14 protein-coding genes and 1 tRNA gene are annotated in these 17,507 nt (G+C 58.4%); 4 read left to right on the top strand and 11 right to left on the bottom strand.

The genetic code is table 11. The features are described 5' to 3' along the window. Positions 1–363: 363 nt before the first annotated feature. Together mnmA and OVA12_RS04435 are read left to right on the top strand one after the other, a co-directional pair. Positions 364–1,572, top strand: coding sequence for a tRNA 2-thiouridine(34) synthase MnmA (gene mnmA, locus OVA12_RS04440; RefSeq protein ID WP_268134901.1), 1,209 nt, complete (start codon positions 364–366; stop codon positions 1,570–1,572). A gap of 383 nt (positions 1,573–1,955) precedes the next feature. Then, positions 1,956–2,032 (top strand) — tRNA-Met (locus OVA12_RS04435). Here OVA12_RS04435 and OVA12_RS23960 read toward each other — a convergent pair. The 5 genes from OVA12_RS23960 to OVA12_RS04415 form a co-directional block, all read right to left on the bottom strand. Then, a complete protein-coding gene (locus tag OVA12_RS23960) occupies positions 1,989–3,641 on the bottom strand; it encodes a recombinase family protein (RefSeq protein WP_442793847.1) in 1,653 nt (550 codons plus the stop codon). The genes OVA12_RS04435 and OVA12_RS23960 overlap by 44 nt on opposite strands. Before the next feature lie 488 nt (positions 3,642–4,129). Further along, positions 4,130–5,635, bottom strand: a complete 1,506-nt coding sequence (locus OVA12_RS04425; RefSeq protein ID WP_268134897.1) for a relaxase/mobilization nuclease domain-containing protein — start codon at positions 5,633–5,635, stop codon at positions 4,130–4,132. After that, the gene (locus OVA12_RS23955) at positions 5,632–5,910 is read right to left on the bottom strand and encodes a plasmid mobilization protein (protein WP_442793809.1); all 279 of its coding nucleotides are present in this window, start codon (positions 5,908–5,910) and stop codon (positions 5,632–5,634) included. The genes OVA12_RS04425 and OVA12_RS23955 overlap by 4 nt, the downstream gene beginning before the upstream one ends. Positions 5,911–6,167: 257 nt before the next feature. Then, complete coding sequence (locus tag OVA12_RS04420) at positions 6,168–8,762, bottom strand: DEAD/DEAH box helicase (protein ID WP_268134895.1); 2,595 nt, start codon at positions 8,760–8,762, stop codon at positions 6,168–6,170. Between the two features lie 5 nt (positions 8,763–8,767). Next, the gene (locus OVA12_RS04415; RefSeq protein WP_268134893.1) at positions 8,768–10,573 is read right to left on the bottom strand and encodes a site-specific DNA-methyltransferase; all 1,806 of its coding nucleotides are present in this window, start codon (positions 10,571–10,573) and stop codon (positions 8,768–8,770) included. 208 nt (positions 10,574–10,781) lie between these two features. On the opposite strand from OVA12_RS04415, the gene OVA12_RS04410 reads away from it, so the two are divergent. Together OVA12_RS04410 and OVA12_RS04405 are read left to right on the top strand one after the other, a co-directional pair. After that, the gene (locus OVA12_RS04410; RefSeq protein ID WP_268134891.1) at positions 10,782–11,843 is read left to right on the top strand and encodes an ATP-binding protein; all 1,062 of its coding nucleotides are present in this window, start codon (positions 10,782–10,784) and stop codon (positions 11,841–11,843) included. A gap of 311 nt (positions 11,844–12,154) precedes the next feature. After that, positions 12,155–12,775 (top strand): recombinase family protein, encoded by a 621-nt coding sequence (locus tag OVA12_RS04405; RefSeq protein ID WP_268134889.1) that lies wholly within the window; start codon positions 12,155–12,157, stop codon positions 12,773–12,775. Here OVA12_RS04405 and OVA12_RS04400 read toward each other — a convergent pair. The 6 genes from OVA12_RS04400 to OVA12_RS23950 form a co-directional block, all read right to left on the bottom strand. Further along, entirely contained in the window at positions 12,759–13,037 is a 279-nt protein-coding gene (locus OVA12_RS04400; RefSeq protein WP_268134887.1) for a hypothetical protein, read from the bottom strand. The two genes, OVA12_RS04405 and OVA12_RS04400, sit on opposite strands and share 17 nt — an antisense overlap. A 77-nt stretch (positions 13,038–13,114) precedes the next feature. Then, complete coding sequence (locus tag OVA12_RS04395; protein WP_268134885.1) at positions 13,115–14,287, bottom strand: hypothetical protein; 1,173 nt, start codon at positions 14,285–14,287, stop codon at positions 13,115–13,117. 494 nt (positions 14,288–14,781) lie between these two features. Further along, positions 14,782–15,618 carry a hypothetical protein gene (locus OVA12_RS04390; protein ID WP_268134883.1) on the bottom strand — a complete coding sequence of 279 codons (837 nt, stop codon included), beginning with the start codon at positions 15,616–15,618 and terminating at the stop codon, positions 14,782–14,784. A gap of 72 nt (positions 15,619–15,690) precedes the next feature. Further along, positions 15,691–16,338 carry a hypothetical protein gene (locus tag OVA12_RS04385; protein ID WP_268134881.1) on the bottom strand — a complete coding sequence of 216 codons (648 nt, stop codon included), beginning with the start codon at positions 16,336–16,338 and terminating at the stop codon, positions 15,691–15,693. A 19-nt stretch (positions 16,339–16,357) separates the two neighbouring features. Further along, positions 16,358–17,275, bottom strand: coding sequence for a DNA methyltransferase (locus OVA12_RS04380; protein WP_268134879.1), 918 nt, complete (start codon positions 17,273–17,275; stop codon positions 16,358–16,360). Then, positions 17,253–17,441, bottom strand: coding sequence for a Com family DNA-binding transcriptional regulator (locus OVA12_RS23950; protein WP_442793808.1), 189 nt, complete (start codon positions 17,439–17,441; stop codon positions 17,253–17,255). The genes OVA12_RS04380 and OVA12_RS23950 overlap by 23 nt, the downstream gene beginning before the upstream one ends. Positions 17,442–17,507 lie beyond the last annotated feature (66 nt).

Here is a 17,507-nt window from a genome sequence, read left to right as displayed (position 1 = left end):
ACCGCCCGCAGGCGGACTTCACGTGCGCCTTCCAATGCAATGCCCGCGCCAGTTTTCCTCAGGCTAAAATGCTGTTTTGAATCAAGAAAGTGGCGGAGACCGCCGCACAAACCGCAGCAACCGCGCGCGCGCCTGCGGCAGAAGTTGCAGGCGCACCCGGCAGAGATTGCCGCCCTCGCGCCGGGCTGATTTGGCTTTGGTCGCAAGTTTCTGTATAAGCGGCGTGTTTCTCGCAATCGGACCTGCCGGCCCTGACGTGCCTTGCCAAGGGCAAGCCACCCTGGCTGTGCGCCCGTTGCGGGGCGACGTTTCATCCCCGACTGGCGGACCTTGACCCCGCCAAGGCGCAAGGATCGACCTGAGATGCTGAATTCCCTCGACCTGCCGCGTGCACCCAAGGACACGCGTGTGGTTGTCGCCATGTCCGGCGGCGTGGACTCCTCCGTTGTTGCCGGCCTGATGCAGCGCGAAGGCTATGACGTCATCGGCGTCACGCTGCAGCTGTATGACCATGGCGCCGCCGTGCACCGCGCCGGCTCCTGCTGCGCCGGCCAGGACATCCACGATGCCCGCCGCGTTGCCGAACGGCTCGGCATTCCCCATTACGTGCTGGACTACGAGCGCCGCTTCAAGGAAGCCGTGATCGACCGCTTCGCCGACAGCTACATGAACGGCGAGACGCCGGTGCCTTGCGTCGCCTGCAATCAGACCGTCAAGTTCTCCGACCTCCTGGAGACCGCGCGCACGCTGGGCGCCGACGTGCTGGCCACCGGCCACTATGTGCGCTCGGAGCAGGAGGGCGCGCACCGGGCGCTGTACCGGCCGGTCGATCTCGACCGCGACCAGAGCTATTTCCTCTTTGCCACGACGCAGGCGCAGCTCGACTTCCTGCGCTTTCCGCTCGGCGGCATGTCGAAGCCGGCGGTGCGCGAGCTGGCGCGCGAGTTCGGCCTCTCCGTTGCCGACAAGCAGGACAGCCAGGACATCTGCTTCGTGCCGAACGGCAAGTATTCCGACGTGATCCGCAAGCTGCGGCCGGAGGCAGCAGAGCCGGGCGAGATCGTGCATGTGGACGGGCGCGTGCTTGGCCGCCACGACGGCATCATCCATTACACCATCGGCCAGCGCCGCGGCATTGGGGTGGCCACCGGCGAGCCGCTCTATGTGGTGCATCTCGACGCGCCGAACCGCCGCGTGCTCGTCGGCCCGCGCGAGGCGCTTGCCACCCGGACGCTGGAGCTGCGCGATGTCAACTGGCTGGGCAGCACACCGCTTGGCCAGGACATGAGCTGCGAGGTCTTTGCCAAGGTGCGCTCGACCCGGCCGCCCACCCCGGCGCGGCTGACGCTGGACAACGGCCAGGCGCGAGTGGACCTCACCGACGGCGAGACCGGCGTCGCCCCCGGCCAGGCCTGCGTGTTCTTCGACAGCGACAGCCCCGGCGCGCGCGTGCTGGGCGGCGGCTGGATCTCCAGAGCCCGGCCGGTCGGCCTCACCGCCGCGCCAGACTTTTCCCGCGCGGAAGTGCGCAGCCATGCGGTGGCTGTCACCGCCACCCCCGTTCGCGGCTAAGACCAGCTCGTGATGAACCTCGCTCACCGAGAGCTGGGCCAAGCCCGGGCGGCGGTTGAGCCTTTTCAAGGCGTGATGCGTCAGCATCTCAGCGCCTTGGTACAAGCCCCGCCCCGGCACCCGGAACGCCGGGGCGCAGCCCCTCCCCCTCCCCTGGAGCCGCCCCGGCCCGGCGCGACGACCGGTCAGGCCGGGTCTGGCTCCCCGGCAGTTTCATCCACAGCCGGCAAAAAACTCTGATGCGGGAGGCCGCAAGTCCGCTTGACAGGCCGCCCCGCTCCTTTCTATAAGCACGCCACATCCGGCGTCGCCCAAGACGCCGGTCCATCCGACCCCGGCACATTGGCCATGCAAAGCCAACACGCCCGGACCTCGGACCGGATGGCGGAGTAGCTCAGTTGGTTAGAGCAGCGGAATCATAATCCGCGTGTCGGGGGTTCGAGTCCCTCCTCCGCTACCACCATTCCCCCCAACCTGTTGTCATTTGAGTCGGACAGGTCCTTTGTTGCTTCGACAAGAAGGCCAACGGCTCCGAAGACCTCAACTTCTGTGCCTGTGTCAGTCGGTGTAACAACTACCTTCTGGACCAGCTTCCGGGCCGCTTCCGCTGCTTCACGGTTCTCGTCCGTTATTTGGATGTGAAATGTCTGCAATAACTCTTCGACGTACCTTGCGAACTCCTTGATCGCTCCTGGGTGCACCGCGACGTTTTCCGGCAACGGTGGGAGAGCGACAAGTTCGGCTTCAATGGCTTTGATCTCGGCCCTTATGTCGGCAAGACGTGGATTTGCGATTTCGGCTCCGAACATGCCTGCATCGTAGTCATCCCAAACACGCTTTTCTCGCGCCCGTAAAATGCCGAGTTTCTTTTCAAGTATTCGAACCTGCTCGACAGTGTCTTCAGCCAATCGAGTTCTTTCGACGTTGTAAGCCTTGACAACTTCGACGATCAAATCCGGTTGCTTCAAATGTTGTCGCAAACCGCCGAAAGCCGCCTCAACCAATTCATCGAGATAGAAGGCCGAACGATTGTCACACGAACGCGACTCTTTCATCGTCGAACATTGAACTCTGATGCGTCCGTTCGATTTGTCCTTCATTGAAAGCCCTCCACCGCAACAGCCGCACTGCAAAAGGCCAGAAAGCAGGGTCTTGGCTCTGCGAAAACGCTCAGGACGGACTTCCCTGTCTTTCGGAAACAAGCGCTGTACCGCTTCAAAGTCACAAGATGAAACAATCGCCAATTCGGGAACTTCAATCCGAACAACCGCATCGTCATCATTCGGACGCGATATCCGCTTTCCGGTCTGCGGATGACGCACCATAGAAACGCGATTCCATTCCCGAATTCCGTGATAGATGGCGTTCCTAAGGATGCCGTTCCGACGTGATCGTGAGCCGTTCAAAGTAGAAGCGTTCCAGCGTTTACCGCGCGGTGCGGGAATGCATTCGGCATTCAATCGTGCCGCGATATCGCGGGGAGACCGCCCCTCGAGCCTTTCTTTAAAGATCCGACGAACAATCACCGCCTCCCCGGGCTGCATAGCATCACCTTCATCAGGCTGAAGCTCTCCATTTCGTCCGACGAGCAGATAGCCGTAAGGGCGACCGCCCGCGCTTTTTCCTGCTCTTACCTGTCCCTGTTGTCCGCGTTTTACCGCATGCCCGGTGCTCTCAAGCTGATTACGCCCAACAATCGCAAGGATCGCAGCTGTGTTTCGATCCACCTTTCCATGAGCAACAGAATGCAAAACGATACCGTTGAACGCCAATTGTCGAAAAATGACGGCCATGTCGCCTTCATCGCGGGTCAGGCGGTCCAGATGATCGACGATCAGGAGGCTTGGTCTCTCGTGCTCAAGTTCAGTCAACAGGGTATTCAAACCACGACGATTAAACATGGTGGCACCCGACAAAGCGTGGTCAGTGTACCGACGCTCAATCGTAGCGCCAATGGAGGCCGCATAGCGCATGCAAGAGGCCTCCTGATCTGCAATGGATTTGTCTGTCGAATCTTCATGGGAATAGCGCCCATAAAAAAATGCACGTTCCGCCAAATCGCCCCCCATCAACTTCTGACATCTACCAGGTGAAGCCGCGCAAGCGAGCGCCCAAAAGCAGCAGCCAGTTCCGAAAGAGGAACGCCTGCTGGATGCACCTGTGGACACGTTGCCGCTGCATCTAGGCACGCAACTGGTGTTCGGTGTTCCGCCGCAGAGTTTTGCGACTTTGCAAATTTGCCGCCGGCTACCGCAGCATTCATTGATGTGGGCTTTTCGAAGACAATCTTCGTAGCCGCCCCGTGCTTATCAGATTTCACGTTTCCGCTCATTCTCCCGCGCCGTCGACGATCTACGAACTCGGGGAGACCGCCGACAGACGCGGGTGATTTACCTCACCTTCCCGAACCGGCTGGGAGTTGAACGAACGCCGTTCAACCCCCCAACAACAAAAATGCTGTCGTCATTTCACGAAACCTGCAAGAACTTTTTTTGATAAACGGCGCGAAAAAATCCAAGGGAATCAAATTGTTGACAATTCCCCCTCTCAGAAGTTCTCAGTTTCTGAGTGGATAGGTTGTCGCTTCAAGGTCGAATACAGCCTCGTCGGTCGCATCGTCGTCATCAGCGCTTTGCAGGCTTTGTTCTGCCTGCCTCCAAAGCACTTCAAAGCCTTTGGAAACAGCGCCTGGATCATTGGCAAGAATATCTCGCATCGCTTCCAGAACGAACAGTCGTTCTCTGGCGAGCTTCTCACGTCGATCATGTGCGGACAGCCTCTTCTTGTATTCTGCGTTGGCCAGTCGAAGTTCTCTTCGCCGTTCAAAATGCACATTCGCGACAAGCTGTTGCTTCGCTTGAACAGCAATATCTGCAACCGCCAAGGCTTGAGCAAGAGCCGCCGACTTTGCCGCCATGCGCTTTCGTTTCCCCGGCCATAATGCCCACCACCAGCTCGGTTTCGGGTTCCGCTGAACCTGCTTCCAAGCCTCGTCCTGAGCGACCTGAGCCTTCGTCAGAGCATCTGAGGCGTGCTTCTCTTTCTTGGCAAATTCCTTCGGTGAGATTGGCTCGGGACGAGGAGGCAGCGGGGCAGACAGTTCCACATGCAGTTGCTCCTCAAGATGGTCAAGCTTGCGCAAAACATCGGCTTTTTGGCGCTTAAGGTCCAATGCCGGGACACCCTTGAGTGTGGAGTCCTTCTCACCCGCGTCATTTCCGGCGGTTCTCACGACATCAACCTGCGACGACATAAAATCCGCAGCAATACGCTTTCGAACACCCGCAAGCCGATGCAGCGCCCCTACCAGCTTTCCTTCCTGCGTTTGGACGATCCAAGTGCCCGGTTTATCTCCGACCTCGATCGCCATCCCGTGGGAGCCGAACGCATCCCTTAATTCCTGTAGTGACAACGCCGAGGCCCAAATATCTTTCACAACGGCTCGAAGCGCGGGGAGATCGATTCCCCTCCGCTTACATTCTTGATGCTGTGCATGGGTGAAACCTTCGCGCGGCAACGTGGTGTTCGTTGCAATGAAGCTTGCCAGCGCCTTAGCGACATCGTTGAGGCCACGTTTAACCAGACCCGCCAGAACAGCTTTTGAATGTCGTCCGTGTACGAATTCATGCCCAAACTCGTGCTCAGACCATCGAGCTATTAGCTCGTGTCGAACGTGATCATACGACGACGACAAAACCCGACCGGATATCGGATCGACTTCACCTACCAGGACATGCCAATGCCGATCAAAAGCGGAGGTCACAGCCCGTGGCTTTTGATGTTCGACAACAACCGCAGCAGAGATGTCGAAGCCAAACTCCCCCGCCAATTTCCTGAGAAAAGAACGGACCTGGTCATTTGACATGCTCTCATGCGGAGAAATGATCCAATGCCGGACGCAAAATTTGCTCTCGTTCGCCCTTGCATCAGCGTGCATGTCGGAAACGTCTGCTTCTGTCCCTTGGATGAACGCCACGCGTTCATTTTCATCGCCATGGACGAGATGTCGAAGGAGGCGTTTGATCCCCTTACGGGTGCTAACACGATGAGCCTTCAGGATCACGGGACCCTCGCCAAAACGCGCGTTGTGATTTTCCGAGCGCTGTCTAAGGCTTCCCGCGACCTCATGCCGTCATCAGCCAAGAGAGTGTTCAGAGACCGGCGCAGGGCGACTAAGTCCTCGTGAAGAAGGCGATCAATCTGCCGACCGGCTGCCGCCTCCGATGCTGCCTTGCGAAGAAGTGCGGAAACCGTCCGGCCGGACCGCTCGGCAGCCGCATGAAGACGCGCCTTCTCTGCGCTGGTCGCGCGAAATTTGATGATGGTGTCTTGACGCATCTGCTTCTCTCCGGGGGTCCACGGGGGCCAAAGCCCCCTGGCCTGCTGCGGGCCACGTCCGCATGGCTGGCAACTCCCTTTTCGCCCTTCACTTCGTGACCACGCACTAACTGAACCGTGAGCCCTCAGATCACCGGCCACAACCGTCCTGTGGACACAAAAAGCCCGGCCGCATTAGCAGCCGGGTCCTCAAGGGTTTGAATGACTTGTCAGGAGTTCGTGTGAATCCCGAATGCAACGCGTTTGCGCCTTCCGGCTCACAGCAGACCGGGCAATTTCGCCTTCCATTCGCTCATTAGTATGAGCGTGGCTTGCACGGTCTCCCCGTTATTCTTCACAAGCTCCAACTCGCCAGATGGGACGTGCTCATCCCAAGTGAAATTGTTCGACAGGAACGACAGAACTTCACGCTTGTAGGCCGTGTCGAGATTGTCGAGCTGGTCGCCCTTGGTTTCCAGCACGGTGATGCGCTTGGCGCTTCCCTCGCCCTGAACGGCGAAGATGAAGTCCGGGTAGATTTTGGCCTTCCGCCACCCCTGAATGCCGTATTGGGTCCGGGCGACGTTCCGATGCCACCACGCCAGCGCCTGTTCCCCGTCGAGATAGACGGCCACTTCGCGCTCGTCGGTATTCAGCTCGGCCTCGTATACGGGCGCGAAGAGGCTTTTCTCCAGCGGCCCGCCCGTCTTGCTCAGGAGCTGGCGAGCGTTCTCAGGCTCAGTGGTCTCCATGCTGAACGGCATCCGCCAGTTCCGGCCGTCAAGGCGAAGGCGAAACTGGATGCGTCCACCAGCGACTTCGGCCTTGAATAGCGCCTCTGCCCGGGCATGGCGCGCGGCATCGAGGCCCTTGCGCAGCTCTTCGACGATCAGGCTCGCCAGCATACCCAGCTTCCCGTCGTCGAAGCCCCGCGCCCGCAGCCCGTCCAGGAGCCGACCAACTATCTCGCGGCCGACGAAGGGGTTTGGCACGATGTCGGACACCATGCGCACCGCATGGGCAGGGTCGAAGGCGAGAGTTTCGGAATTCTCCGCGACGGCCTCCCCGACGAACAACTCGTCGCCGTCATCGGCAAGCCGGATGCGCTGGAGCTGGCTTTCGGCCGCCTGCGCGTTCTCGGGAATGCGCGACACGATGTCTTTGGGGTCGAAGCCGCGCCAGTCGATGGCGGACAGCACGTCCGTCTCGTAGTCCAGGTCCCGCGCTGCGCCTTCCTCCACGATCATGACCTTGGGCAGATAGATGTCCGTCTTGGAGAAGGCCGGGCGGCGGTCGATCGTCCGGCTCACATTGACACTCCCATTGCCATCGCCCTGCGCAACCTGAAGGACCAGGTCGCCAAGCCCGTCCTGCTCCAGCCCTTCCTTGATCGCGCCCACTACATCGGCGGTGGCGGCGTGGTGGGTGATGACGTGGCATTCGTCGAGCGTGTCGATCCCGGTCTTCATGGCATGCGGCTGGCGCAGGATTCGGCCGACGAGCTGCGTCATGGCCTTCAGGTTGGTGCTCGCGGCAAGGCCGCAGAGCACATAGGCGAAGGGGCAATCCCAGCCTTCCTGAAGCGCCTGTTTGGTGATGATGGCGCGCACCCGGTTGGTGGGCGACAGAAGATCCTGGTTCTCGGGGTCGTTCAGGTCGTTCTGCTGCGCCGTCTTGATGGCGATCTCGGCTGCGTCGAAGCCCGCCGTCAGAAGCCAGTCCTTAACGTCCTCGGCATGGATATGGCCACTTTCGCGCTGATCGGCCCCGGTGCGCTCGACCTGGATCAGCATGATCGGCCGGATATAGCGGTTGGTCTCCGACCGGAGCTTGCGCGCATCGGCGTCCAATGCGTTGAGCTTGGCGAGCGCCGCGTTGAGCGTCGCCTTCCAGTCGTTTCCCTGCCTCGGGTCGAGGTTGAGGGGCATCTTGATCATGCCCTCGCGGTCCAGCTCGCGCCCCGTCACCTCGACCAGAACATTGGCGTACCGGCCTGGCTTGGGAGTCTTTCCACCCTTGGGCTGCACGTCCTGCGGCGTCGCCGTCAGCTCCAGCACGAAGCACGGGTTGAAGCCATAGAGCGTGCGGAAGGCGAGGTCAGAAATCGCGCGGTGCCCTTCGTCCAGCACGACGACGGGCCGGATGATCCGCAGCGCATTCCCGAGCGAGTCCTTCACCATGGGGAACATGCCGGTATAGGCGGAGAGGTTCGGTGTGCGGTCGAGCGCGGCCTTATGGGCCTGCTGCTCGCCTTCGGCCGGGAAAAAGCCGTGCACGTCGCCCCGGTCCTGAAACATTTTCAGGGAGTCCTGGTTCTCGCGATTCGAGGATTGGAGCATCAGGAGCATGACGCAGAGGTTCGTTTCGACGTCGCGGGCATCGAGGCGGTCGGTCTTCTCCATGATCCGCACACGCCCGGCGGCGGCGCGGTCGAGCGCTTGCCGGTAGGGGTGCTGGCGGTCCTTCAGCCGTTTGAGGGTCTGGGTATAGATCGCCTCGTTCGGCACGACCCAGAGGACAAAGCCGGTGTTGCGGTCGAGATACCGGCCCATAATCCGGGACACGCCGGTCACTGCAAGCCAGGTTTTTCCGCCGCCCGTCGGCACCTTCAGTACGGCGTTGGGGACAGGCCTGTCGCATCCGTCCATCCGTTCGGAGAACGGGATGGCGGTGCGCGAAGCCGGCAGCTTTCCATCGGCCTTGAGCGCGTCCCATGCCTCCTTGGCGAAGTCGGGGATCGGCAGCTTGAGGTGCGGCTTCAGCGCCGCAAGCTCTGCGACTTCGTCCGCCTCCTTCTTCTTCGCCTTCAGAAGGTCGAGGTAGGCGTCGAGTGTGTTCAGCACGCTGTCCTGATAGTCGAGCTGGCGGAACATGGCGCTCAGCTCCGGTCGATGCGGTAGAGGGCGAAGGGAAGCGGCACGAACTCGACGGGGATGTTCTGCTCGGCGAGCATCTTCTGGCTGACATAGCGGGCAGGGGCGAAGACCAAGTGCCGCTTGTGTGGGTCGGTGGTGGCAAACATCTTAGCCCGCGATAGGGTCAGAGCGGCCTCCGGCGTCTTCAGCCATTCCAGATCGGGCCTGTAGATCAGCCAGACATGCTGGCCCTCGGTCGCCCCGAGATAGAAGTCGGCCTCGCGAACAGCAGCAGGGTCAAGCGCTCGATTGGTTGCCATGTGGAACAGAGCCGCGCCAAGCCCGGCATAAGGCGGCAGCGCCTCACCGCTCAGCACCTTGTCCAACTCGACTGGCTCGCCAAGGGTGCAGTAGGTGAATTCCCCACCCAGCCCCTCGGCCTTCTCATCAACGGTCTTTTCACCGGTGACGATAAGTTCTCCTTCCTTCACTTCCTTTTTGATGCGGTCGTATTCATGCCCGTGAAGGTTCTCGATTGCCGCCACGCTTTCAGTTAGCTTGTCAGCCTTCTTCAACTTGGTCCAGTTTAGCGAATCCCGCAGAAGCTCTGTTTTTTGAGTGCCCTTAAAACTATAGCCATTAATCACTCGCCGGACGCGTTCGGCTGTTAACTTGTCGGCATAGTCCTCCATCTCGACAAGTATGAACCGGCGGCTACCGCCATCGCGCTTGTTGGCTTCGAGGACGGCATGGGCGGTAGTACCAGACCCGGCGAAAGAGTCGAGGATGATGGAGTCAGGTTTGGTCGCGAGTTCCAGCACCCGCAAAAGAAGGTCTTTCGGCTTTGGAGTAACAAAGACATCAGCGGTCTCTTCAAACGACATGATGTTGTTGATCTCCTTTTTGGCGTCCTGTGTGTGCCCAACCTCATTGTAAAACCACAACGTTTGCGGGACGCGTCCGTCCTTCACCTCGGAAAGGAATTGCTTGAACGCTGGTATGTTGTTCCCGTCATCCCCCCAGTAAACTCTTTTGTCTTTATCCGCCTTCCAGAAATTATTTTCGGAAACTGTCCAATATCGACCTGAAGGGGGGCCACTTAGAACCCGCCCGCCAGGGCACTTAATTGGGTAGGTTCCCTCACTGTAATAGTTTCGAGCAGAGCAATCACCCGGCTTCCAAGGACCACGTGGGTCATTGTCGATATTGGAATATCTAGCATTCATCTCGTCGGTGCGGCCAAGTAGGTTTATGCCCCAACGGTCTTTGTTCTTGACGTAAACTAAGACGTAATCGTGATCTGAGGAGAAGTGCTTGGCAGAAGGTTTCGGCGAATAGTTCTTCTGCCAGATGCAGACTTCAACCCGATTAACTTGTCCAAAAATTTCGTCCAAAAGTGCGATGGCGTTGGACACCTCATTGTTATCGAGGGTCACCCAGAGCGAGCCTTCCTCTGCCAACAGTTCGTGTAACAGACGCAGACGGGGCCACATCATCGCGCACCACTTGTCGTGGCGTAGACCGTCTTCTATCCCAATAGGATTGGATTCCAGCCATTCGCGGATCATCGGAGCATTGACGTTGTCGTTATAACTCCAGCCCTCGTTCCCCGTGTTGTAAGGCGGGTCGATGAAAATGCAGTCTACCTTGCCCGCATAGAGCGGTAAAAGCGCCTTCAAGGCGTGCAGGTTATCGCCTTGGATGATCAGGTTGCCGTCGAGCGAAACCGGCCCGACCCCCTTGTCCGCATGCGGCACGAGCGGACGGAAGGGCACGCCCAGATGGTGGTTGTAGACAAATTCCTTGCCCTTGAAATTCAGCTCGGTCATCTGCTCCACCTATTTGCGCAATCTTGAACTTCCAGCACCTAGGTCCCTTAACACGGTTTTCAGATTCGCGGACCAGCAGACGATCTACATAAATTGGCGAACTAAAACATCATGCAATCTGAACGAGAATCGTGGATAAATGCTGCGGATGCTCCTGAAATCAGTGCGCCAAAAGTGAAAAACGGCTGGATCTAAGAGACCCATAGGAATGGTGGAAATTGCCGACATCATCGAAATTGAAACCCTTGCGGATGGCACGTTAAAGGTCCGTTCCAGAGAACGCCGTGATCTTGAATTCAAACAATTCTGCGATGAAGCGGCGTTCAAAAAGTGCCTGAAAACCATCGCGGCATTTTCGAACACCGCTGGTGGGCAGATCGTGTTCGGTGTGACGGATAGAAATCGGCAGATATGTGGAATTGACAGGGCACAGGTTCCCGACGCGGCAGTACTCGATAATATAATTTCACAACATCTGACACCTGCTCCCGACCTTGAGGTCGAAGACGCCGAGCTCGCGGGACTTCACCTGGTGCTGGTCACCGTGAAAAAGAAAACCCTCCCCCCCATCTTGGCGATCAGAGATTGTCAAGTGATGGAGAATGGACGAAATAAGCCAGTTCTCGCACAAGGAGCCGTTTACTACAGGCGAGCGGGCCAATCCCTCCCGGCAACCGGAGAAGAGTTTCGCGCCATCATGGAAAGGCGGGATGACGCGATACGAAACTCAATTCTCGGCTTACTTTCCAGAGCGCAAGAGATCGGCTTCGAACGCGTGGCAATTGCCGATGCGCATGCCTTCGGGAAGGCGGGTGATAACACCACCCTTTACATCCCCGAAGACGCTGCCAAATCGCTCAACATCATAGATCGGGCTCGACTCGTCGAAGACAAGGGGGCTCCTGCATATGAAATCAAGGGATCGGTAAGACTGACAACTCATTCGGATAAAGACCCGCGTAAGCCAGCTCTTCCTTTGACCTCTGTCCGCGCACTCCGTCCCGATATTGAGCGAACATTCTGGCACCGGATACCGTGGTCCCCGACCCATCTGAAAAAAGCAGCGGATCACCTTGGCTATTGGGATAGCCCGAATGGCGATGGGCGACATACTAGCTGCGATGAATTGACCAAACGGGTCAAGTATTTTGAACAGGGCCGCATTGGAATAAAAGAATTCTTTCAACGTGAACCCGACACATTCATCGAAGTTGTTGGCTCCAAACAAACCAAGGCCGAATACGAACGTCGAAAAGCTGAGGCCGATTAATCCCTGTGGGGAAATGGGCTGACCTTGTAGATCTACGGGTCAGGAATGACACCATCCTGTTTTAAGCCGATAAACTGCCGACCGATGAGAATATCTTTACCAGACTGATGCCTTACCCTGCGCATAGCAAGAGAACCTTCCTGCGGTGGTAATCGGAAGCCGAAGATTTTAAGTACCGACGCTCAAAACTGACTGACTGCTGATTTGTGGAACAAAGATAACGTGACGGGTTGTGTGACAACTTGCGCCGACGGAATTCTCGATTCACCATTTGTCTCATAAACGACCGTTTGTGAGACAAGGAGATTTTGATGGGTGAGTTGATCGGGTACATGCGCGTTTCCAAGGCCGACGGAAGTCAGACGACGGATCTTCAGCACGATGCACTCATTGAAGCAGGTGTCCATCCTGATCGAATCTATGAAGATCATGCGTCCGGGAAACGAGATGACCGTCCCGGCCTCGAAGCTTGTCTGAAAGCACTCCGCCCTGGTGACACGCTGGTGGTGTGGAAACTCGACCGCCTCGGACGAGACCTTCGCCATCTCGTGACTACTGTTGACGATCTCGCAAAACGCGATGTCAGTTTCCGTGTTCTGACCGGACACGGGCAACTTGACACATCAACCGCGTCAGGAAAACTGATGTTCGGCATCTTTGCGTCTCTAGCAGAGTTCGAAAGAGATTTGATCCGCGAAAGAACAAAAGCCGGGCTAGCGTCCGCCCGTGCCCGCGGTCGTGTCGGCGGACGGAAACATTCTCTCACAGCCTCGAAAGTGCGGTTGGCTCAGGCAGCGATGGGTCAGCCAGAGACAAAGGTCGCGGAACTCTGCAAAGAACTCGGCGTTTCCCGGCAGACGCTTTACCGACATGTTGCGCCTGACGGATCACTCCGCCCTGACGGTGAACGTGTCGTCAAGATCCGGCAATAGCCTTCCTGGTACGGTTATACCGGGACAGTTCCAACGCTCGTGACTTCAGAAGGCGCTGCGCGCCCGGATCAGCTTTGTGAGTATAAAGTGTCATGATGTTCCCGCCGAGCGTCCCAAGGAAACGGACGGTCTTTTCCAGTTCATGAATGTAGACATATTGCCCAAGCATCAAGCGTCCAGCTTGGGCCGCTTCGGCATAGTCGTCACACGTGACGACTTCCTTTCGATAGAAGCGATAGATTGATTTCATGGATTCTCTCATTCCTTTTTCCTCGGCAGATGGAGTTCCGCCTCGGCAATACTGATCGTGGAATTGCGGGAAAACCGTCTACTGATGCGCTACTCTCGGGTCCGGTCGCGCAATCTGAAGAATGACCGTCGCAGGCGTTCCAGTGCTTCTTCCCGCCACCGCATCAAAGCCCCAGAAACAGCCCGTAGATGGGGCCCGCACTGTTTGCTGACTTTGCAGCCGAAATCCTGAAGCTGTAGCCGTACGGTCCTCCAAACCAACGTAAAAGCCGACTTTTTAGGCGTCTTGGAGGGCTTTGCGGTCTGGTCCTGAGTTATGCCGCAAGCCGCTGAAGTGTAGTTATCAGGGCGCTGGCCAAGGACGGCCTTCCCACTTTGCCAAAGGGCTGCACGGACCATTTTCCCTCTTATCCTCGCCACAATTTTTGCAAGAAAACGATCCCCCGAAAGCTGCCCTTTCCGTGGGTCCTTCGTCGCTTCACGATTGGCACGCCGACGCGCGCGTTCCTCGCGCGCACTCGCCTCTTGCGCCGGGTCGTGGCGGGAGCGCTTCCACAACGCGAAGCCACCGCCCGTCCGCACGAGGCGAGCCCTTGACTGCGCCAACTCCCACGCGGCCATCAACGGCCTGTCTGGCCAGGTGAGTAGCTCCTTCGGATCATAGATGCCCCAAAGCATGTAAGTGGAACACGCCGCCGGATTTCGAACCATGTCATCCGGCAGGTCGACCTTCGAAAACTTCGACATCAAGCGTCGTCGCGCGGCTTCACGCTGCTCTGGCGGTATCCGGCAAATGAAATGGGCATGGAGGTCAAACTGACCACTCACCGCATCATATCGAGGATGTATCGCAATCAGGATCAGCTCAAAGCCGTGCTTTTTTCTCAGTTCGCTGAAATCAATGTTTATCCGACGATTGAAATCCGTCATGGCTTCGCAAAGGCCGTCGACTGACGCTTTAGCGCCCGTAAGGCCAACGTTCCAAAATAGCCAATCAGAAGCTCCAGCCTCCCGAGCGAAGACTTCGATATCCCTAACGGTCTGGACATCTCGCTTTAGGGCTTCGGACTTGAAGAAGCGGGTTCCCTTAAGGGGACGTCCCATTTCAATCACTTCGCCTGGCGCATCCTCCAGAAGAACGAGGTAACGGTCATTCTCGGACTGATACGGATTTATGCCCAAGTTTTCCAGCCGCTTCGCCAAAAGACGAGCGACCGTGACGGGGGATGCCGTTTTCCCGTCTATCTCCACTCGCGCATTCATCGTTGACGCTCCTCGAAGCTACGGCGGTAGTTCGGGGACTGTCGGGGTATGAAAACTTTGAAAGAAAATAAGGGGGTTTCAACATGGGGGGATCGATTGGAGCGGTCCTCCGCTACCACCCAATATCCTTGCCAATACCTTGATCCGGTGTAGCCCGCCGCGACTTTTTGCAAATTTGCCGCTTGGTTTTGCAGCATTGCCCTTTGATCATATTCGCTTCGAAGCGTGTTTGAAGGCTCTTTGACACGGCTATGGTTTCGGCAGGTTCGGGCCGGCAATGGTGAGCGAGCCGCCTTTGTGGCCGCAGCCCGTGCAGACAAGTGCCCTTTTGATCCGTGTGTCTCCTATGATGCTGTAGTTCGCTCCGTACCGCTTTATCAGGTTGTCAATATCAAGCTCCCGGCCCCGGCCGCAGCTAAGTCTGCCGCAGTGCCCGAACAGCCGGTAGCCGTGAGATTTCAATTCGCCGAGGGTGGTAAGCGATATGAGCCCTGTCACGTCTTGCTCGAAGCGTCTTCCGACTGCTGGGTCTTTTGCATCAGTGCTTTTTGGAAGCCTCGAACTGCCTGCGCAAATTCGGTCATTCGATACTGAGCAAACAAAAGTCGGTCTGGCGCACTCAATCGTTCGTTCAACAGGTCAAGCTGCTGGAGGAAATTCTCGTCAAGTTCAGAGGCCAGTTTCATAGCATCGCTATGCACGTTGTCCATATAAACAGTGCCTCCGTTCTCGGCGGCCCCGGTCAAACTCCGAATGGGTGCGATGGCGTTACCGATGTATCGTCGTATAAACTCTAGATCTGACAGGGCGCGGGTTTGCTCGACACGACCGCCAAACGAGCTAATCATCTGCCGGATCATGCTTGCGAATGTGTCGAGGTCTCGGCGTGCTTCCTGTTCATTGGTCAGCCGCGCCGTTTGTTCCATGATGCTGGCCTGTAGGGCGAGCGCCTTTTGCTGCTCCTCCATCGCCGTGCGCTGTTCAGATGCTATGTCCTGGCTGATTTTCAGCTCGCGGCGCTGTGCCCTGAGCTCATCGCGTTGCATGAGGACAGTGTAGATGAGACCACCAAATGCCAGAGGCGCAAAGGCACCGGCGAGCAAGTCGCCAAACTCGTTGAGGGCGAGACACCCAGGAGCGATCTCTGGCCCAGTGATGGGTTGCCAGAACCAAGGCCAAGAGCAAGCCAGCCATTGTGTTGCAACCTGCGGCAAACTCAGGACAGCCAGCAGCAGCATGATCCCGAGGATCAGCTTGTAAACCCACCGGGGCAGCCCTTCGAGCTCGACGTCCCTCGTCTCCCCGGTCCTTTGCGGCGTCATATCAGTCATCAGCGTACCCACGAGCCAAAACGGCGACTCATTGAGCCGCCGTTTGAGGATCGCAGATTGTGGTTCGGGCTGTCACCCGTAGACGTTCCAGAACAGCCGTCTGCCGTTCGGCCGTGCCCCTTGCATGATTGCCCAGGCCTTTGCCTCGTAGTTGGGATGCGTCGGGAACGGCGCATCCGGCTTAACAGCCCGCTCGAACGGGTGGCCGGTCTCATGCAGGGTTGCGCCTTGGATATGCGGCAGCTCTCGCCCGACGCGTACCACATGCAGTTGGGCGTCCGGCCAGGCGACTTTCAGGGCTCGCGCCAATGTGCCGCTGCCGCCCGCACACCACACCTCATCGGGCTCGATCGGCAGGGATTGTGCCGCCTCGGTAATGGCCTCGGTCCGGCATCCGCCGCCGAACGGCACCATCATCGCCCCGCGTTCGGCCGCCCAGGCTTCTGCCCTGCAACGGACATTGGAGAGGTACCCAGGCCGAACCTCGATGATCCTTGCGCCGTAGCTTTCTGCTTCGATCGTGTAGCGGGTGCGCGTCTTGCGGGCCGGAACGAACAATGTGGCCTGTCGGCACATCTGGTAGGCAACGGCCGCCAATGCGACCTGCGCCGCCCCGAACGCCGGCCCGGCGTAGACAAACTCCGTTGCCGGTGACGCCTCCATGAGGGAGCGGAAGATCCGGGCCTTGGTTCCGCCCGGCAAGAGGTCGTCGCGGACCACCGCGACGCCTTGATGGGTTTCAACGATCGGGGAAGGTAAAAGGCGTGACATTGCCGACTTGCTCCGTTGCGCGTTTGGCGTCGCCCTTTACGAAAACGAGGACGTTCTGGTGGGTCTTGCCAAGCTTGCGCGACCCTTCGAACTGTCCTCGAACCCGCATCGGAAGCGATGCTGCGGTCGTCACCAGAACCCCGTCGTTATAGAACTGCAACTGCGCATCTTTACAGGCGGCGATCGTATCCGCGACGAAGCCGCGATTGATCCCCTGCTTGTCGCGGAAGTCGCCGACCACAAAGACCGCGAAGCGATCCTGGGCGAGGCGCGCGGCCGCGTTCTTCACCGCCTGGCGGAACCCGCCCAGGAACAGGTCATAGGGCATGGTCGAAAGATCGGCCGGATCGTCCGAGTAGCGCTCAAGATCCCCATAGGGCGGACAGGTCAGGATCATGTCAAAAGCGCCGCGCACGCCGGCCTTGTAGAGATGGACGGCGTCGCCCTGTTTCCATTGGGCGGCGGCGGCGACATTGAGCGCGGCTGCCTGTTCCCGGTTGGCGGTAATCTGCTCGCTGCTTATGTCGATGCCGAGATAGGACCGGCCGAGCAGTGCCGAAATGATGCCCCGCACCGATCCGCCTGCAAATGGGTCCAGGATCCGGCCGTTTGCGGGGGCGAACCAGGCAACGAGCAGTTCGGTCAGGACCGGATCAAAGATCGATTTTGATGTCCATCCGGCCTCGGACGGCTCGCGCCCCTGCATTCGGTCGAAACGGGCCATCGCGTCGGCATAGCCGGTTAGAAGGTTTTCCCGCCTGCCTTTGCCACTGTCGATGCCGAGCGCGATCCAGCGGCGTTTGCGCTCCTGCCACCAGCGCGACCGCGCATCGAGAACAGAGAACGGCGGATAGATGAAACTCTCATAAAGAGCCCCTGACGACATGTTGAGCCTCATGGTCTGCGCGCTCATGGCGCTCAGGTGCGGGCTCGGGTGGCCTCAGGTGGGTAAGTGTGCCGCAGCGGCGGCACTTGATCTCGATTGCACAACTTGGGTTGCCTGCGGCCTTGAACAGCAGCGCACGGCAATGTCCGCATCTGAATTCCTTCATTTCAACCTATCGACGACTCAGCCACACTTTCACGGCTCGCGCGAGCGGCGGGTGCGGCGGTTGTCT

The sequence above is a fragment of the Pannonibacter sp. SL95 genome (assembly GCF_026672425.1).
Lineage (GTDB): Bacteria > Pseudomonadota > Alphaproteobacteria > Rhizobiales > Stappiaceae > Pannonibacter.
The sequence above is the reverse complement of the archived record's forward strand: the minus strand, read 5'-3'. Positions and strand labels throughout refer to the sequence as shown.